This is a genomic window from Methylobacterium sp. NPDC080182, from assembly GCF_050281105.1.
GTDB lineage: Bacteria > Pseudomonadota > Alphaproteobacteria > Rhizobiales > Beijerinckiaceae > Methylobacterium.
In genome coordinates this window covers 46,561-62,397 of the sequence record NZ_JBNNWO010000007.1, presented here as the reverse complement: position 1 = coordinate 62,397, position 15,837 = coordinate 46,561, and the positions used below count along the sequence as shown (strand labels likewise).

Sequence of the window (15,837 nt, the reverse complement as noted above, 5' to 3'; positions counted from 1 at the left end):
CGGATTGACTTGGCAGCGGGTCGCGCCGCTCTACCGAGGTGAGGTTTTCGGGGGCGGGATGGTGAGCTTTGCGCCGAGACGGTGCGGACGGGCGACCGCGTGGCTGGCGGCCTCCCTGGGCCTGTCGGCCTGCGCGGTCGGCCCGAACTTCGTGGCGCCCGAGGCTCCGCCGGTCGGCCGCTACACTAAGGAACCGCTGCAGAATCCCTCCGCGGCCGACAACATCCGGACCCGGCAGGGCGGCTCGGCCGACCAGAGCTTCGTGTCCGGCGCCGACATCCCGGGAGAGTGGTGGAGGCTGTTCCACTCGAAGGCCCTGAACCGCGTCGTCGAGCAGGCGCTCGCCAACAACCCGACGCTGGAGGCCGCGCAGGCCTCCCTGCGGGTGGCGCAGCAGAACGTGCTGGCCCAGAAGGGCACCCTCTACCCGAGCCTGACCGCGACGCCGCAGGTCCAGGGGGCGCTGGCGCCCGGCCTCGACCTGCAATCGCCCCTCAACAATCAGAGCCGGTACCTCTACAGCCTGTCCACGCCGCAGGCGGTGGTCTCGTACAATCCCGACGTGTTCGGCGGGAATCGCCGGCAGATCGAGTCGCTGGAGGCCACCACCGAGAACCAGCGCTTCCAGCTGGAGGCGGCCTACCTGAGCCTGACCGCCAACGTGGTCGCCGCCGCGATCCAGGAAGCGTCCCTGCGGGCGCAGATCGACGCGACCCGCAAGGTGATCCAGGCGCAGACCGAGGTCCTGCAGCTCTACAACAAGCAGCTCTCGCTGGGTCAGATCGCCGGGGCCGACGTGGTGCAGCAGCAGGCCGCGCTGGCGCTGTCGCAGCAGCTCCTGCCGCCGCTGGAGAAGGCGCTCGCGCAGCAGCGCAACCTGCTGACCGCGCTGGCAGGACGCCTGCCCTCCGACGAGGTCTCCGAGACCTTCGACCTCGCCGCCCTGCGCCTGCCGACCCGGCTCCCGGTGAGCCTGCCCTCGCGGCTCGTGCAGCAGCGGCCCGACGTGAAGGCGGCGGAGGCCCTGGTGCAGCAGGCGAGCGCCAATGTCGGCGTCGCGGTGGCGAACCGCCTGCCGCAGTTCAGCCTGACCGCCACGGGCGGCTCCAGCGCCACGCGGATCGCCCAGATCGCCAATCCGGGCGCGGCGTTCTTCACGATCATCGGGCAGGCGACGGCGCCGATCTTCGATGCCGGCACCCTGTTCCGGCGCCAGCGGGCCGCCGAGGAATCGCTGACGGAGGCGCAGGCGCAGTACAAGGCGACGGTGATCACCGCCTTCCAGAACGTCGCGGACGCTTTGCGCGCGCTCCAGGCCGACGCGAAGGCCGTGGCCGCCGCCGACGCCGCGGTGAGCGCCACGAACCAGAGCCTCGCGCTGATCCGCAAGCAGTACACGGCCGGGGCGATCACCTCCTCGCAGGTGCTGATCGCGCAGCAGGGCTACCTCTCGGCGCTGGTGACCTCGGCGGCGGCGCGCGCCACCCAGTACGCCGACACCGCCGCGCTGTTCGTGGCCCTCGGCGGCGGCTGGTGGAACCGCGCCGACGTGGCGCCGCCCCCGCCCGAGAAGGACCCGCTGAAGTTCCTCTGACGGGGCCGCCTCAGGTGTACATCGCGATGGCGTCCTGCAGCATCTGGTCGGTGGTGCTCATGACCTTGGTGTTGGCCGTGTAGGCCTGCTGGGTCTCGATCATCTTCGAGAACTGATCCGAGATCCCGGCATTCGACTGCTCCACCGAGCCGGCCGTGATGGTCGCGCCGTTGAGGCCGTAGCTCGGCGTCCCGGACTGGCCGGTGGCCAAGTAGGTGCCGCCATCGAGCGAGGCGAGGTTGTCCTGCATGCCGAACTGCGCCAGCTGCAGCGTGCCGAGGGCCAGGGTGCTGCCGTCCGCGGCCGTGCCCGTGAGGGTGCCGGCGGGCGAGACCGCGAGGCTCGCCAGGGTGCTCGCCCCGGTCGGAACCTGGACGGGGGTCGTCGCCGAGGGGCCGGCGAACAGGTAGTAGCCCGCGCCGTTCGCGAGATAGCCGCTGGCGTCCGGAGCGAAGTCGCCGCGCCGCGTGTAGCCGGTGTCGCCGGCGAAGGCCGGGCTGTCCGGCGTCCCGGTGTTCTTCTTGACGACGAAGTAGCCGTTGCCCGAGATCGCGAGGTTGGTCGCCACACCGGTCGACTGCATCGTACCCTGGATGTTGAGGCTGTTGCGCGTGCTCGGCAGCACGCCGCCGGTCAGCTGCGTGCCGTCCCGGGTCTCGGCCAGCATGTCGGCGAACCGCGTCTCGGTGGACTTGAAGCCCACCGTCTGGGTGTTGGCGATGTTCCCCGAGATATTGTTCAGGGCCAGCGACTGCGCCGAGGCGCCGGAAATCGAGTTCGAGAGCGCGGTGTAAAGGCCCATCGGGGTCTCCGTTCGCCGGAGCGGCACGGTCCCCGATCCGACGGAAGCCGATAAGGACCCACTATGGTTAACCGACGGTGTGTGACCGCATGTTGCTGAGCCGGCCCGCGCCGCCCGCGCGACGCCGGCGGACGCGTCACGCCCCGAGGGCGCTCAGCACGATCTCCCGCCGGTGCGGCCGGTCGCGGTGCTCGATCAGGTAGATCCCCTGCCAGGTGCCGAGCGCCAGCGCCCCGCCGACCAGCGGGATGGTCAGGGCCGAATCGGTGACCAGGGTGCGGATATGGGCCGGCATGTCGTCCGGCCCCTCGGCGCCGTGGACGTAGCCGGCGTGGCGCGGCGCGAAGCCGTCGAGCGCGGTCATCAGGTCGGTCTGGACGTCGGGATCGGCATTCTCCTGGATGGTCAGCGAGGCCGAGGTGTGCCGGCAGAACACCGTGAGGAGCCCGTCCCGGACGCCGCTGTCGCGCACGAACGCGGCCACCGCGGCGGTGAAGTCCGTGAAGCCCGGTCCCGGGGTCGCGACGGTGAGGCGCGCGCTGGCGTGACGCTCCACCGGACCGGAGGCCAGCGCCTCGACCGACCCGATCCTGCCCTCCCGTCCGTGTCCCTGCCTCATGCGGACTTCTCCATCAGCGTCGCGCCCGGCGCGATCTCGCGCTCGCCCCGGGCGAGGATCCGTTCCAGCACGTCGATCCGGTCGGCCTCCGCGGGCGGCTTGTCCCAGCGGATGCGGCTGACCCGGGGGAAGCGCATGGCCACGCCCGACTTGTGCCGGGTCGAGCGCTGCACGCCCTCGAAGGCGATCTCAAGGACGAGCCCGGCCTCGCGGCCGTGGGCGACCTCGCGCACCGGACCGAACCGCTTGGTGGTGTTGTTGCGGACGTAGCGGTCGAGCTTGGCGAGCTCGGCGTCGGTGAAGCCGTGATAGGCCTTGCCCACTGGCACCAGCTCGTCGCCGCCCTCGGGCGCCTCCCGCCAGACCCCGAACGTGTAGTCCGAGTAGAAGGACGAGCGCTTCCCGTGCCCGCGCTGGGCATACATCATCACGGCGTCGACGATGTGCGGCTCGCGCTTCCACTTCCACCAGGGTCCCTTGGGGCGTCCCGGCAGGTAGGGGCTGTTGAGGCGCTTGAGCATCACGCCCTCGATGGCGTCGGCATCCGCGCCGGCGCCCACCGAGGCCGGGTCCGCCCTGGCGGCCGCCAGGGCCTCCCAGTCCGCGAAGGGCACGAGCGGCGAGATGTCGATCCGCGCGTGGTCGAGGCGCGTGACCAGCGCCTCCAGCTTCCGCCGCCGCTCCGCGAAGGGTTCTGCCCGAAGGTCGTCGCCCTCCAGGGCGAGGAGGTCGTAGGCCCGCACGTGAGCCGGGAACTCCTCCAGGAGCTTGCCCGTCACGGCCTTCCGGTTCAGGCGCTGCTGCAGCACGTTGAAGCTCTGCACCCGCCGCTCGCGGAGGATCAGCAGCTCGCCGTCGAGGGCGCCCGCGAAGGTGATGGCCTCGGCGAGGTCCGGGAACGCCCCGGTGATGTCCTCGCCGGTGCGCGAATAGACCTTCCCGACCTGCTGGCCGGCCCGGTCGAGACCGCCGACGAGCTGGACGCGGATGCCGTCCCACTTCCACTCTGCCGAGAACGCCCCGGCCTCCAGCTTCTCGAGGTCGGCCTCCTCCTCGATCGGGTGCGACAGCATCGGCGGCCGGAACGGCGCGGGGTTCAGCGTCTCGGGCCGCTCGGCCCGGCCCTCGACCCAGGCGAACAGGGTCTCGAAGGGTGGGGTCAGCCCGTGCCAGACCTCCTCGACGGCGTCGGCGTCGTGGTTGCCCAGCGCGCCCACCGCCGTCTTGGCGAGCCGCGCCGAGACGCCGACCCGCAGGTTGCCGGTGACCAGCTTCAGGAGCGCCCAGCGCCCGGTCTCGTCGAGGGCGTCGAGCCAGTCGGCGAGATGGCGGGGCAGATCGCGCTTGGGGATGGTCGCGAGGGTTTCCACGACCTCGGCCAGGGTCGGGACATGCGGCGGCGGGTTGTTGTGGCCGGGGCCCGGTTCCCGCGGCGCCTCCGCCGGTCCCGGCCAGATCAGCGCCGTCGTCTCCGCGAGGTCGCCCACGTAATTGTGCGACAGCCGGAACAGCACCAGGTCGATCCGCTCCTCGACCAGTCCCCGGATCAGGGCCGGCTTGGCCTCGCGGAAGCTCAGCGTGCCGGTCATGGCACCGAGTGCGTAGCCGCGCTCGGGATCGAGCGTGCGCGCGAAGTAGTCCTGGAGCATGCGCAGCTTGGCGTTGCGGCGCGGCTCGTAGGCGAGGCGGTCGAGCAGGTGGGCGAAGTCGTTCACGCCGCCGCCTCCGCCCCGGAGCCCGCCTCCGAGGTCCCCTCGACCTCGCCGTCATCGCCGTAGCCGAGCAGGTGGAGCGGCTTCGCCCGGATCCCCTGGGTCCCGCACCAGTGGACCAGCGCGTCCTCTTGGCCGTGCGTCACCCAGACCTCCCCGGCGCCGGTGTCGCGGATGGTGCGGCACAGGTCCGGCCAGTCGGAATGGTCGGAGATCACCAGCGGCAGCTCGACGCCCTTCTGGCGGGCGCGGGCGCGCACCCGCATCCAGCCCGAGGCGAAGCAGGTCACCGGGTCGGGGAACTTGCGGGACCACAGGTCCTGGATCGACGAGGGCGGGCAGAGCACGATCGCCCCGTGCAGGTCCTTCCGCTCGGCGGCCACGACCTTGGGCGTGTCGCCGAGCGGCACGCCCTCCTCCTTGTAGAGCGTCGTCAGCTTCTCCATGGCGCCGTGCAGGTGGATCGGGCGGTCCCAGCCCTCCTCGCGCAGGAGCGCCATCACTCGCTGCGCCTTGCCGAGCGCGTAGGCGCCCACGATGTGGGCGCGCTCCGGGAACAGCTTCACCGATTCGAGGAGCTTGCGGACCTCGCCCCGCGTATCGGGATGGGTGAAGACCGGCAGTCCGAAGGTCGCCTCGGTGATGAACACGTCGCAGGGCACGACCTCGAAGGGCAGGCAGGTCGGGTCCGGCGCGCGCTTGTAGTCGCCCGACACCACGACGCGGACGCCGTCCCGCTCGATGGCGATCTGCGCCGACCCGAGGACGTGGCCGGCCGGGGCGAAGCGCACGGTCACGTCGCCGACGCGGAGCGCCGCGCCGAGCTGCGCCTCCTGCCGCTGGCGGCAGAAATCCGCGCCGTAGCGCACCGCCATGATCCGCAGGGTCTCGGGCGTCGCCAGCACCTGGCCGTGGCCCGCGCGGGCGTGGTCGGCGTGCCCGTGCGTGATCAGCGCGCGCTCCACGGGCCAAGTCGGATCGACGTGGAAGCGCCCGAGGGGGCAGTAGAGACCCTCGCGGGTCAGGGTGAGGAGATCGCTGGCGCGTATCGGCATCGGGTCCGTGCTGCCGGTGGAGTCCGCCGGTGGCCCCGGTATATAGGCGCCCCCGACCCGGCAGACGCATGGCCTCGCAGCTCAGTTCCGGCGACCTTCTCGCCGATCGCCGCTACCGCTACGCCGAGGCCTGCCTCGCCGAGGGCGACCACGCGGGCGCCGCCGACCTCGCCGAGCAGGTCTTGGAACGCGCCCCGCGCTACGCGCCGGCCTGGCTCCTGCTGGGCCGGGCGCGCGCGGGTCTGGCCGCCGCCGGCACCGATCCGGCCCTGCGCGACGCGGCGGCGCGGGACTATGCCCGCGCCCTCGCCATCGATCCCGAGGACAGGCTGGGCGTGCGCGCGCACCTCGCCCGCCTGGGCGGCGGCGACACCCTCCCGGTCCTGTCGCCGGCCTATGTCCGCGCCCTGTTCGACGGCTACGCGCCGCGCTTCGAGCGCCACCTCGTGGACGGCCTCGGCTATGTCGGCCCGCAGCTCGTCCGCGACGCCCTGCCGTGTATTCCGGAGCGCTTCGCGGTCGGTCTCGATCTCGGCTGCGGCACGGGGCTGATGGGCGAGGTCGTGCGCGACCGGGTCGACCATCTGACCGGGATCGACCTCTCCCCCGGGATGCTGGCGCTGGCGCGGGCCAAGACGGCGCGGGGTCGGCCGCTCTACGAGCGCCTCGTCGAGGGCGACATCGGCGCCGCCCTGACCGACCTGCCGGAGGCGTCGGCCGACCTCTGCCTCGCCGCGGATGTCCTGATCTACGTCGCGGATCTCGCGACGTTCCTGGCGCGGGTGGGGCGGGTCCTGCGGACGGGCGGGCTCGGTGCCGTCACGGTGCAATCCCACGACGGCCCCGGCTCCGTCCTGGGCGCGGACGGCCGCTACGCCCACGCGGAGGCCCACATCGCGGCGACGGCAGCCGCGTCCAGATTGGAGCTGCTGACGACGAGACCGGCGGAAGTCCGTCGTGAGGGCGGACGGCCGGTGCCGGGGCGCGTCGTTGTGTTGCGGCGCACATCGGCATGAAACCGCTCCGCTATTCGTCCATTGTCAGTCGACCGCGACTAGGCGCGGCGGCTCGATCGGGGGATCAGCATGGCGGAATACGGAAGTCGGACAGGTGGTGCAGCACCGGAGCGGAAACCTGAGCCACCGGCCGACAAGTCGTTTCCCGCCGATCCGCGAACCCGGATTCCCTTCGCGATCGCCCTCGCGGCGCTCGCGGGCTGCGCCGATTCCATCGGCTTCCTGGAATTCTCGCAGCTCTTCATGTCGTTCATGTCGGGCAACACCACCCGCTTCGGCGTGGCGGTAGCCAACGCGGACTGGGAGAACGTCAGCCGCGTCGCCAGCACGATCTGCATGTTCTGCTTCGGCGCCTTCCTGGGAACGCTGATCGCCGCCTGGGTCGGGCGCTGGCGCCTCGCCGTCCTGCTGACGCTCCAGGCCCTGCTGCTCGCCGGAGGCCTGCTGATGCCCTGGGGTACCTTCGCGTACCCGCTCCACGCCTACCCGATCGTCCTGGCGCTGGGCCTCCAGAACGCGACGCTGCAGGACGAAGGCGGCCGCTCCCTGGCGCTCACCTACGTCACGGGCGCCGTGGTGCGTTTCGGCACGGGCTGCGCCAACCTGCTGCTCGGCACGGTGGCGCCGTCCTTCTGGATCCAGGCGCCGCTCTGGGCCGGGCTAAGCACCGGCGCCGTCGTCGGTGGCCTGCTCGACATGCGCTACGGCGAATCGGCCTTCCTCTTCCCGGCGGCGCTGGCCGCCATCCTGGCGATGATCGCGATCGTCCTGACCATCGCCAAGCCGGGCAGCACCCTGGTAGCGGGCTCCTCCCCGGCGCCCGACGCCAGCCCGAAGGCCGAGGTCATCGACGCGATCCACTGAGACCCGGCCGCGGCGGGATCGGGGTCAGCCGTCCGAATCCCGGACGCTGCCCCGGCCCTGCTTGATCGCGGCGCGGCTCTTCTTCGCGCCGATGCGCCGCTCCTGCGAGCCCCGGGTCGGCTTCGTGGGCCGGCGGATCGGCGGCGGCGGCTTGGCCGCCTCCGCCACCAGATCGACGAGCCGCTGCAGCACGTCGGCCCGGTTGCGCTCCTGCGTCCGATGCCGCTGCCCGGCGAGGACGAGAACGCCGTCCTTGGTCATCCGCCGCCCGGCAAGCCGCACAAGATTGGCCCGCACTCGCTCGTCGAGGGCGGGCGAGGCCAGCGCCGCCCAGCGCAGCTGGACCGCGGTCTCGACCTTGTTGACGTTCTGTCCGCCGGCGCCCGAGGCGCGCATGAAGGACAGCTCGATCTCGTCCTCGTCGATGGCGATGCGCGGTGTCACTCGCAGGGCCATGGCGCCCTCCCCGGCCGGGCGCCGACGGCGCACCGCGCCCCCGCGTCGGGTGCGCAGCCCGCGAGCGGGCGGATGCGGATCGGCGGCTCCGTCACCATATCTGTCCCGTGCCTCCCGTCCCGTACCCCGTCGGCGCGATCCCGCCCGCGTCCCCAGGGGGAGCCCGATTCAGGCCGCCTCGGCCGGCGTGCGGGCGCGGAGCGCGAGGGCGTGCAAACCCCGCTTGAACGCGTCGTCGAGCAGCGCGTTCACCAAGCGGTGCCGCTCGACGCGGCTCTTGCCCTCGAACGCCGACGCGACGATGTCGAGCCGGTAATGGGTCTCGCCCCCCGGCCGCGCTCCGGCGTGGCCGGCATGCAGATGCGACTCGTCGATTACGTCGAGCCGCGCCGGCGCGAGTTGCTCCCGCAGCCGCGCCTCCATCCAGTCCCGCAGGGTGCCGCCCGCGCCTGCACCGTCCGTCATCGTGCCCTCGCGTCGTGTCCGTGGGCGCCGTCAAGCCCGATCCCGCGCATGCGTCATCAGGCCCGGTGCCCTTGTGTCTCAGGTCCGCCCCCTCATAATCGGCCCGTCATGGATCTCAACTCGCGCCTGTTCGACAGCATCCGGATCAAGCCGACCTGCGACGAGCCGAAGCCCGCCGCGGAAGCCGGCTGCGAGAGCCCCGGCTGCACCCATCCGGGCCTGTACCGGGCGCCGAAGGGGCGGAAGGCGGAGGGCCAGTACTGGCGCTTCTGCATCGACCATGTCCGCGCCTACAACGCCACCTACAATTACTTCGATGGCATGAACGACGCCGCCGTTCAGGCCTACCAGAAGGACGCGATCATCGGTCATCGCCCAACCTGGGCGATGGGCGTGAACCGGACCGGCGAGGCCAAGCCGGCGGACGAGCCGGTTCGGGACTGGGCCTACGTCGATCCCCTCGGCATCCTGCGCGGCGAGGGCGTCGGCGACGCGCGCCGGCGTGCCCGCCAGCCCGAGGAGCCGCGCAAGCCCAAGCACTCGGCGACGGTGCGCCGCGCCCTCGACGTGATGGGCCTCGAGGAGGGCGCAGACGCGGCCGCCATCAAGGCGCAGTACAAGGTGCTGGTGAAGCGCTTCCACCCGGACGCCAACGGCGGCGACCGCTCCTTCGAGGAGCGCCTGCGCGACATCATCCGCGCCCACGACGTGCTCCGCGCGGCCGGTCTCTGCTGAGCGGCACGAACGATGCACGCCGGTTCGCACCCAGGATAGGGCAAACCGCGCGGGGCGGCCCTATATGGGATCCATGCCGGTCGGTGGCGCGCGAGCGCGCCGCCGTCTAAGGATGGCTCCGCCCCGCCGCGGAGGCCCGGCTCGACGTCCTTCCGCGCGGATGCTTCACTGTTTGGAAGTGGAGCGCCCGCGCCTCACGAGGTTCCGAATGCTCTCTGACGCTACGCCCGCCGCGCTGCCCGACCGCACCGTCTCCGTCCGCGATGTCTTCGGCATCGACCTCGACCTCAAGGTGCCGGCCTTCGCCGAGCCCGAGGAGCACGTGCCGGATGTCGACCCGGACTACATCTTCGACCGGGAGACGACGCTCGCGATCCTGGCCGGCTTCGCCCGCAACCGCCGCGTGATGGTCACCGGCTATCACGGCACCGGCAAGTCGACCCATATCGAGCAGGTCGCCGCCCGGCTGAACTGGCCGTGCATCCGGATCAACCTCGACAGCCACGTCTCGCGCATCGACCTCGTCGGCAAGGACGCCATCGTCCTGCAGGACGGCAAGCAGGTCACCGCCTTCCAGGACGGGATCCTGCCCTGGGCGCTGCAGAACAACGTCGCGCTCGTGTTCGACGAGTATGACGCCGGCCGCCCGGACGTGATGTTCGTGATCCAGCGCGTGCTGGAGCTCTCGGGCCGGCTGACGCTCCTCGACCAGAAGCGCGTGATCCGCCCGCACCCGGCCTTCCGGCTGTTCGCCACCGCCAACACGGTGGGCCTCGGCGACACGTCGGGCCTCTATCACGGCACGCAGCAGATCAACCAGGGTCAGATGGACCGCTGGTCGATCGTCACCACGCTGAACTACCTGCCGCACGACCGCGAGGTCGACATCGTGCTGTCGAAGGCGACGCATTACCGGGGCGACCAGGGCCGCGACATCGTCAACCGGATGGTGCGCGTGGCGGACCTCACCCGCAACGCCTTCATGAACGGCGACCTCTCCACCGTCATGAGCCCGCGCACGGTGATCACCTGGGCCGAGAACGCCGACATCTTCAAGGATATCGGCTTCGCTTTCCGGGTGACGTTCCTCAACAAGTGCGACGAGCTGGAGCGGACGCTGGTGGCCGAGTTCTACCAGCGCGCCTTCGGCAAGGAGCTGCCCGAGAGCGCGGTGAACGTCGCGCTGAGCTGACCCGCATGGAGGACGCGATGGCGCATCCGACCCCGACGCGCGAGGACGCCCCGGCGACTGCGCACGCGCGGGGACGGACCCGCCACGCGGACGATCTCTACACCTGGGTTCAGGAGCAGGTGGCACTGCTCCGCGCCGGCCGGGTGGACGCGCTCGACCTCGACAACATCGCCGAGGAGCTGAGCGACGTGGGTTCGGAGCAGTACGATAAGCTCGAGAGCGCGATCGAGGTGCTTCTCGCCCACGCCCTCAAATGGGATCACCAGCCCGAGCGGCGCAGCCGAAGCTGGTCGCTGACGATTGCGGAACAGCGCGTGCGGATCGACAGGCAGGTGCGCAAAAATCCAGGTCTCAAGCCGCGCATCGCCGAAGCCGCCAGCGAAGGCTACCGGGTCGGTCGGATCCGAGCCGCTCGCGAGATGAAGCGATCGCCCGAAACCCTGCCCGCGGACTGTCCCTACAGCTGGGACGAGATCCTGAACCGCCCCTTCGCGTTCGAGGACGACCGGTAGCGCTGATGTCCATCTCCAACCGCAAGCCCGGCGAGCGCCGCGAACCCGTGGCCGAGCCCCTGAAGCGCTCGGTGGCCGGGTGCCTGCGCGCCATCGCCCGGCGCTCCGAGGTCGAGGTCACCTACGCGACCGACCGGCCGGCGCTCACCGGCGACAAGGCCCGCCTCCCTGAGCCCCCGCGCAAGCTCTCGGCGCAGGACGTCGCGGTGCTGCGCGGCAACGCCGACGCCATGGCGCTGCGGCTGGGCTGCCACGACGTGGCCGTCCACCGCCGTCTCGCCCCCGAGAACGCACCCGCGCGCGCCGTGTACGACGCGGTCGAGCAGGCCCGGGTCGAGGCGATCGGGTCGCGCCGGATGGCGGGCGTGGCCAGCAACATCTCGGCGATGCTGGAGGACCGCTACCATCGCGGCGGCAAGTACGAGTCCATCACCGACCGGGCCGACGCTCCGATGGAGGATGCCGTCGCCCTGATGGTGCGCGAGCGCCTGACCGGCCAGAAGCCGCCCGAGGCCGCGACCAAGATCGTCGAGCTGTGGCGCGAGCATATCGAGGCCAAGGCCGGCCCGAACCTCGACGGGCTGCTCGGCTCGATCGAGGATCAGCGCAAGTTCGCCCGCTCGGTGCGCGACCTCCTCACCTCCCTCGACATGTCGGACGAGACGCCGTTCGACGCGGAGGACGACGAGAACGACGACGAGAACGACGCCCAGGACGACGAGCAGAACCCCAGCGAGGGCGATTCGGAGGAGAAGAGCCAGGGCGAGCGCGCCGAGATCGAGACCTCCGAGGAGGCCTCCGACGAGATCGAGGAGGGCGCCCAGGAATCCGCCGACGCACCGTCTGGTGAGTTGCCCGAGGAGGCCGAGGACGCGGAGTCGGAGGAGGCCTCGGAGGCCTCGCGCCCGCCGCAGCGGCAGGGCAACGAGGCGCGCGGGCCCGAGTACAAAGTGTTCAATCCGCGGTTCGACGAGGTCATCCACGCCGAGGAGCTGTGCGACGCCGACGAGCTGTCGCGCCTGCGCTCCTACCTCGACAAGCAGCTCTCGCACCTGCAGGGTGTGGTCGGCCGCCTCGCCAACCGGCTCCAGCGCCGCCTCCTCGCCCAGCAGAACCGCGCCTGGGAGTTCGACCTAGAGGAGGGGCAGCTCGACCCGGCGCGGCTCGTGCGCGTGGTCATCGACCCGTACCAGCCGCTCTCCTTCAAGCAGGAGAAGGACACCAATTTCCGCGACACGGTGGTCACGCTGCTCCTCGACAATTCGGGCTCGATGCGCGGCCGGCCGATCACCGTGGCGGCGACCTGCGCCGATATCCTGGCGCGGACACTGGAGCGCTGCGGCGTGAAGGTGGAGATCCTGGGCTTCACCACCCGCGCCTGGAAGGGCGGCCAGAGCCGCGAGGCGTGGCTCGCCGCCGGCAAGCCGCCGAATCCCGGCCGCCTGAACGACCTGCGCCACATCGTCTACAAGTCGGCCGACGCGCCCTGGCGGCGCGCGCGGAAGAACCTCGGGCTGATGATGCGCGAGGGGCTGCTCAAGGAGAACATCGACGGCGAGGCCCTGGACTGGGCGCACAAGCGCCTGCTCGGACGGCCGGAGCAGCGCAAGATCCTGATGGTGATCTCCGACGGCGCGCCGGTGGACGATTCGACCCTGTCGGTGAATGCCGGCAACTACCTGGAGCGGCACCTGCGCTGGATGATCGAGGAGATCGAGACGCGCTCGCCGGTGGAACTGCTGGCCATCGGCATCGGCCACGACGTGACCCGGTACTATCGCCGCGCCGTGACGATCATCGACGCCGAGGAGCTCGGCGGGGCGATGACCGAGAAGCTCGCCGAGCTGTTCGAGGAGGACGGCGCGGCGCCGACGGGGCGGATGCTGCGCGCAGCGGGCGGGCGGCGGTAATCACGCCGCGCGCTGCCGCGCGCAACAGACGATCCGCGTCGAGGAAGCTGGCAGATCCGAACCTCGACACGGTTCATGTTCGCAACTTGGACGGCGAAGCCCCCTCCGTCATCACGAGCGAAGCGAAGTGACCTAGGGCGGCGCGGGGCTTGTCCACGTGGCGCCGCCTGGATTGCTTCGCTCCGCTCGCAACGACGGCGCAGGGGCATCGGCCGGACATTGACGGCAGCCTGCGGCCGAGCTCTGGATTGCTTGAAGTGGCATGCCAGCCGCAAACAAGCGGAAACCGCCGCGGCCTCGACGGCCACGGCGGTTCAAACCGTCCGATAGGGGCGTGAAGCCCGACGACTCAGGCCGCGGCGGCCGGGGTCTCGGCGAGCTTCTTATGGATCTCGCGCTTCAGGAGGCGGGCAGTCTGCGACAGGTCACCCTCGCCGGCCTTGATCAGGAAGGCGTCGAGGCCGCCGCGGTGCTCCACCGAGCGCAGGGCGTGCGCCGTGACCCGCAGGCGGACGCGCTTGCCCAGCGCGTCGGACTGGAGGGTGACGTTGCACAGGTTCGGCAGGAACCGGCACTTGGTCTTGCGGTTCGAGTGGCTCACGAGGTGGCCGACCTGAACGGCCTTGCCGGTGAGTTCGCAGCGGCGCGCCATGATAAAAAACGATCCCGTCTCGTTCCGCCCGGTGAAGACCCGATCGCGGCCGGCGCGATCATCGTCGCAGCGGGCGGCGCCCATTGCGTGTTCCAGGTCCGGCGGAGTCCTGTTGAAGGCGCGAGCCTATAGGCGACGAAGGCGCGGTGCGTCAAGGTGCCGGCGGGGTTCAGCATCGCGCCGGACGACCAACGGTCTGTTAACCACGATGCCGGGATATAGCCTTCTTCCACCTGCAGGAAGGCGCCTCTCCCCGCTCCGTGCGTCGCAGAGGACGTCGGCGAGCGGGTGTGTTCGAGAGGGTGCGTTCGAGCGAGTGTCTTGGCCCGCCCGCCCTGGGATGCGATCCGGATCATGAGCGCCACGCCAATCCGTCGAATGATCAAGCCGTCGAAGAAGCACGCTGCCGGGCGCCTCGCGGGCAGCCTCCTCGCGGTCGCGGCCTTCGCGGCCCCGACCGATGCCGGCGCGCGGACGTCGCGGGCCAAGCGGGCCGCGCCCGCCGCCGCGACCGTGGCGGTCGATTACGGCATCAACCTCGCCGGTCTCCCGATCGGCACGGCCCGCCTGGCCGGCTCCTTCGACCGCGACCGCTACATGATGGACGTGTCGGCCGTGCTCACCGGCCTCGTCGGCGCGATCACCGGCGGCAAGGGCTCCGCCCGGGCCTCGGGAAGCTTCTCGGCCGCGCCGCAGCCCGGCGCCTTCGCCATCGCGACCCAGACGGCGAGTTCCGGCATCGCGGTGCGCATGGCCCTGGCGCGCGGCAACGTCGTCCAGGCCGAGATCACGCCGCCGCTCGTCGACATGCAGGACCGCGTGCCGGTCACCCCGGCCAACAAGCGCGGCATCATCGACCCGGTGAGCGCGCTGCTGATGCCGACCCAGGGCCGCGGCGAGCCCCTCGACCCGGAGAACTGCAACCGGACCCTGCCGGTCTTCGACGGCGCCACCCGCTTCAACGTGGTGCTGAGCTACGCCGAGACCCGCCCGGTGCAGAAGCCCGGCTATGCGGGGCAAGTCCTCGTATGCAACGCCCGCTACCAAGCGGTCGCCGGCCACCGGCCGGACCGGCCGGGCGTCAAGTTCATGGAGGAGAACCGCGAGATGTCGGTCTGGCTCGCCCCCGTCGAGGGGACGCGCGTCCTGATTCCGCTGCGCATCTCGGTGCTCACCACGATCGGCACCAACATCATCGAGGCCACCCGCTGGAGCCAGAGCGGCACGCCGACGACCACCGGCACGGCCGGCGCCGCCGGCAACAGTGTCGTGCAGGCGAGCCTGCCCGGGCAGTAGCGGCTGCGCGGGCAGCTGCCGCAGGGAGCGTTTGACCGGCGGCCGGTTTCCCGGCACCTCGGCGCGGCGCGGCAGCCGCGCGGGGAGGTCAGCAGTGCCCAAGGGCTACATCATCGTACGGATGACGGTCACCGACCCGGACACCTACAAGGACTACGCCGCCATGGCCTCCGAGGCGATGCGCAAGTACGGCTGCAAGCCGCTGGTGCGCGGCGGCCGCTGCGAGGCGCTGGAGGGCGAGGGCCGTCCGCGCAACGTCGTGCTGGAATTCGAGTCCTACGAGGCGGCGCGCACCTACTACTTCTCGCCCGAGTACCAGGCTGCCGTAGCCAAGCGCCGGCCCGCGGGCATCGGCGAGGTGGTGCTCGTCGAGGGTGTCGACTGATCGCCGGCCCGGTCACAACCGGACCTGACGCGGGCCGCGTCTTCCGCGCCCAAGCCGCGAAATGACCCGGCAAGGGCGCGGGGACGGACAGAGTCGCGCGCCCGCGGTGCCCCGCATTCCGTGCCGGCGGGCGCGATCGCGGCGTGGTCCGCGGTTGCGCGGGTGGAAGGAATCTTCACGTTCCCGGCGATAATGCCCGGATGTGCTCGCCTGCCCTCCGAATCGCCCTCGCCCTGGCCGCGCTCGCGGGGCCGGCCGCGGCGCAGTCCCTCAGTGCCGGGTCCGCCGATCCGGGGTGCGGCGGTGACGCCTTCTCGTCGGCCGAGGTCGTCGAGAACAGGCCGCCCCGCCGCGGCCCCCTCGTCGCGACACCCGACACGCTCTGCGCCGACCTCGCGCCGCAGCCGGGCGCGACGACGACGCAGATCGACGTCTACCCGATGATCACGCCGCAGATTGGACCTGGCGGCGGCGGCATCCCATATGGGGGAGGACCGTACCGGCCCTAGCGTCCCTGACGCGGTCGGCCGGTCGAACCCGCCTCCCCGCCCGCGCCGCGACGGCGCCGCGAC

17 protein-coding genes are annotated in these 15,837 nt (G+C 71.4%); 10 read left to right on the top strand and 7 right to left on the bottom strand.

From position 1 onward, the window contains the following. Nucleotides 1-58: 58 nt before the first annotated feature. Complete coding sequence (locus tag ACQKQD_RS13930) at nucleotides 59-1,594, top strand: efflux transporter outer membrane subunit (RefSeq protein ID WP_331297820.1); 1,536 nt, start codon at nucleotides 59-61, stop codon at nucleotides 1,592-1,594. A gap of 10 nt (nucleotides 1,595-1,604) precedes the next feature. On the opposite strand, the gene ACQKQD_RS13925 is transcribed toward ACQKQD_RS13930, so the two are convergent. The 4 genes from ACQKQD_RS13925 to ACQKQD_RS13910 all read right to left on the bottom strand — a co-directional run bounded on the left by ACQKQD_RS13925 (nucleotide 1,605) and on the right by ACQKQD_RS13910 (nucleotide 5,782). Further along, nucleotides 1,605-2,396, bottom strand: a complete 792-nt coding sequence (locus tag ACQKQD_RS13925) for a flagellar hook basal-body protein (protein ID WP_427508631.1) — start codon at nucleotides 2,394-2,396, stop codon at nucleotides 1,605-1,607. A gap of 136 nt (nucleotides 2,397-2,532) precedes the next feature. Then, complete coding sequence (locus tag ACQKQD_RS13920; RefSeq protein WP_020092677.1) at nucleotides 2,533-3,015, bottom strand: secondary thiamine-phosphate synthase enzyme YjbQ; 483 nt, start codon at nucleotides 3,013-3,015, stop codon at nucleotides 2,533-2,535. Then, complete coding sequence (locus ACQKQD_RS13915; protein ID WP_427508630.1) at nucleotides 3,012-4,730, bottom strand: cisplatin damage response ATP-dependent DNA ligase; 1,719 nt, start codon at nucleotides 4,728-4,730, stop codon at nucleotides 3,012-3,014. The genes ACQKQD_RS13920 and ACQKQD_RS13915 overlap by 4 nt, the downstream gene beginning before the upstream one ends. Continuing rightward, on the bottom strand, nucleotides 4,727-5,782 hold the full coding sequence (locus tag ACQKQD_RS13910) for a ligase-associated DNA damage response exonuclease (RefSeq protein WP_132367147.1): 1,056 nt from the start codon (nucleotides 5,780-5,782) through the stop codon (nucleotides 4,727-4,729). The genes ACQKQD_RS13915 and ACQKQD_RS13910 overlap by 4 nt, the downstream gene beginning before the upstream one ends. A gap of 68 nt (nucleotides 5,783-5,850) precedes the next feature. On the opposite strand from ACQKQD_RS13910, the gene ACQKQD_RS13905 reads away from it, so the two are divergent. Then, a complete protein-coding gene (locus ACQKQD_RS13905; RefSeq protein WP_427508629.1) occupies nucleotides 5,851-6,798 on the top strand; it encodes a class I SAM-dependent DNA methyltransferase in 948 nt (315 codons plus the stop codon). Between the two features lie 69 nt (nucleotides 6,799-6,867). After that, nucleotides 6,868-7,662 (top strand): YoaK family protein, encoded by a 795-nt coding sequence (locus tag ACQKQD_RS13900; RefSeq protein WP_056525824.1) that lies wholly within the window; start codon nucleotides 6,868-6,870, stop codon nucleotides 7,660-7,662. A 24-nt stretch (nucleotides 7,663-7,686) separates the two neighbouring features. Here ACQKQD_RS13900 and arfB read toward each other — a convergent pair whose 3' ends face one another. Both arfB and ACQKQD_RS13890 read right to left on the bottom strand, forming a co-directional pair. Further along, nucleotides 7,687-8,118, bottom strand: a complete 432-nt coding sequence (gene arfB, locus ACQKQD_RS13895; RefSeq protein ID WP_091926121.1) for an alternative ribosome rescue aminoacyl-tRNA hydrolase ArfB — start codon at nucleotides 8,116-8,118, stop codon at nucleotides 7,687-7,689. 168 nt (nucleotides 8,119-8,286) lie between these two features. After that, nucleotides 8,287-8,583: a BolA family protein gene (locus tag ACQKQD_RS13890; RefSeq protein WP_020092683.1), complete on the bottom strand. Its 297-nt coding sequence runs from the start codon at nucleotides 8,581-8,583 to the stop codon at nucleotides 8,287-8,289. A gap of 108 nt (nucleotides 8,584-8,691) precedes the next feature. Here ACQKQD_RS13890 and ACQKQD_RS13885 point away from each other — a divergent pair, with 108 nt between their 5' ends. The 4 genes from ACQKQD_RS13885 to cobT all read left to right on the top strand — a co-directional run bounded on the left by ACQKQD_RS13885 (nucleotide 8,692) and on the right by cobT (nucleotide 12,932). Continuing rightward, nucleotides 8,692-9,318, top strand: a complete 627-nt coding sequence (locus ACQKQD_RS13885) for a J domain-containing protein (protein WP_020092684.1) — start codon at nucleotides 8,692-8,694, stop codon at nucleotides 9,316-9,318. 208 nt (nucleotides 9,319-9,526) lie between these two features. Next, nucleotides 9,527-10,510, top strand: a complete 984-nt coding sequence (gene cobS / locus ACQKQD_RS13880; RefSeq protein ID WP_012320633.1) for a cobaltochelatase subunit CobS — start codon at nucleotides 9,527-9,529, stop codon at nucleotides 10,508-10,510. Between the two features lie 5 nt (nucleotides 10,511-10,515). Further along, entirely contained in the window at nucleotides 10,516-11,022 is a 507-nt protein-coding gene (locus tag ACQKQD_RS13875; RefSeq protein WP_427508628.1) for a DUF29 domain-containing protein, read from the top strand. A 5-nt stretch (nucleotides 11,023-11,027) separates the two neighbouring features. Beyond that, on the top strand, nucleotides 11,028-12,932 hold the full coding sequence (gene cobT / locus ACQKQD_RS13870; RefSeq protein WP_020092686.1) for a cobaltochelatase subunit CobT: 1,905 nt from the start codon (nucleotides 11,028-11,030) through the stop codon (nucleotides 12,930-12,932). A gap of 349 nt (nucleotides 12,933-13,281) precedes the next feature. Here the strand turns inward: cobT and rpmB are convergent, their stop codons facing one another. Next, nucleotides 13,282-13,584 (bottom strand): 50S ribosomal protein L28, encoded by a 303-nt coding sequence (gene rpmB, locus ACQKQD_RS13865; protein ID WP_012320636.1) that lies wholly within the window; start codon nucleotides 13,582-13,584, stop codon nucleotides 13,282-13,284. 378 nt (nucleotides 13,585-13,962) lie between these two features. Here rpmB and ACQKQD_RS13860 point away from each other — a divergent pair, with 378 nt between their 5' ends. The 3 genes from ACQKQD_RS13860 (at nucleotide 13,963) to ACQKQD_RS13850 (ending at nucleotide 15,774) form a co-directional block, all read left to right on the top strand. After that, complete coding sequence (locus ACQKQD_RS13860) at nucleotides 13,963-14,880, top strand: DUF3108 domain-containing protein (RefSeq protein ID WP_427508727.1); 918 nt, start codon at nucleotides 13,963-13,965, stop codon at nucleotides 14,878-14,880. 94 nt (nucleotides 14,881-14,974) lie between these two features. After that, the gene (locus ACQKQD_RS13855) at nucleotides 14,975-15,265 is read left to right on the top strand and encodes a DUF1330 domain-containing protein (protein ID WP_020092689.1); all 291 of its coding nucleotides are present in this window, start codon (nucleotides 14,975-14,977) and stop codon (nucleotides 15,263-15,265) included. A gap of 200 nt (nucleotides 15,266-15,465) precedes the next feature. Beyond that, the gene (locus tag ACQKQD_RS13850; protein ID WP_331297813.1) at nucleotides 15,466-15,774 is read left to right on the top strand and encodes a hypothetical protein; all 309 of its coding nucleotides are present in this window, start codon (nucleotides 15,466-15,468) and stop codon (nucleotides 15,772-15,774) included. Nucleotides 15,775-15,837: the final 63 nt, after the last annotated feature.

What these genes read in the sequence shown, in the direction of transcription:
- ACQKQD_RS13905 (WP_427508629.1), top strand. Translation starts at nt 5,851, where the DNA reads ATGGCCTCGCAGCTCAGTTCCGGCGACCTTCTCGCCGATCGCCGCTAC.
- ACQKQD_RS13925 (WP_427508631.1), bottom strand. Translation starts at nt 2,396, where the DNA reads ATGGGCCTTTACACCGCGCTCTCGAACTCGATTTCCGGCGCCTCGGCG.
- ACQKQD_RS13885 (WP_020092684.1), top strand. Translation starts at nt 8,692, where the DNA reads ATGGATCTCAACTCGCGCCTGTTCGACAGCATCCGGATCAAGCCGACC.
- cobT (WP_020092686.1), top strand. Translation starts at nt 11,028, where the DNA reads ATGTCCATCTCCAACCGCAAGCCCGGCGAGCGCCGCGAACCCGTGGCC.
- ACQKQD_RS13890 (WP_020092683.1), bottom strand. Translation starts at nt 8,583, where the DNA reads ATGACGGACGGTGCAGGCGCGGGCGGCACCCTGCGGGACTGGATGGAG.
- rpmB (WP_012320636.1), bottom strand. Translation starts at nt 13,584, where the DNA reads ATGGCGCGCCGCTGCGAACTCACCGGCAAGGCCGTTCAGGTCGGCCAC.
- ACQKQD_RS13860 (WP_427508727.1), top strand. Translation starts at nt 13,963, where the DNA reads ATGATCAAGCCGTCGAAGAAGCACGCTGCCGGGCGCCTCGCGGGCAGC.
- ACQKQD_RS13910 (WP_132367147.1), bottom strand. Translation starts at nt 5,782, where the DNA reads ATGCCGATACGCGCCAGCGATCTCCTCACCCTGACCCGCGAGGGTCTC.
- ACQKQD_RS13850 (WP_331297813.1), top strand. Translation starts at nt 15,466, where the DNA reads ATGTGCTCGCCTGCCCTCCGAATCGCCCTCGCCCTGGCCGCGCTCGCG.
- ACQKQD_RS13920 (WP_020092677.1), bottom strand. Translation starts at nt 3,015, where the DNA reads ATGAGGCAGGGACACGGACGGGAGGGCAGGATCGGGTCGGTCGAGGCG.
- ACQKQD_RS13900 (WP_056525824.1), top strand. Translation starts at nt 6,868, where the DNA reads ATGGCGGAATACGGAAGTCGGACAGGTGGTGCAGCACCGGAGCGGAAA.
- cobS (WP_012320633.1), top strand. Translation starts at nt 9,527, where the DNA reads ATGCTCTCTGACGCTACGCCCGCCGCGCTGCCCGACCGCACCGTCTCC.
- ACQKQD_RS13875 (WP_427508628.1), top strand. Translation starts at nt 10,516, where the DNA reads ATGGAGGACGCGATGGCGCATCCGACCCCGACGCGCGAGGACGCCCCG.
- ACQKQD_RS13930 (WP_331297820.1), top strand. Translation starts at nt 59, where the DNA reads ATGGTGAGCTTTGCGCCGAGACGGTGCGGACGGGCGACCGCGTGGCTG.
- arfB (WP_091926121.1), bottom strand. Translation starts at nt 8,118, where the DNA reads ATGGCCCTGCGAGTGACACCGCGCATCGCCATCGACGAGGACGAGATC.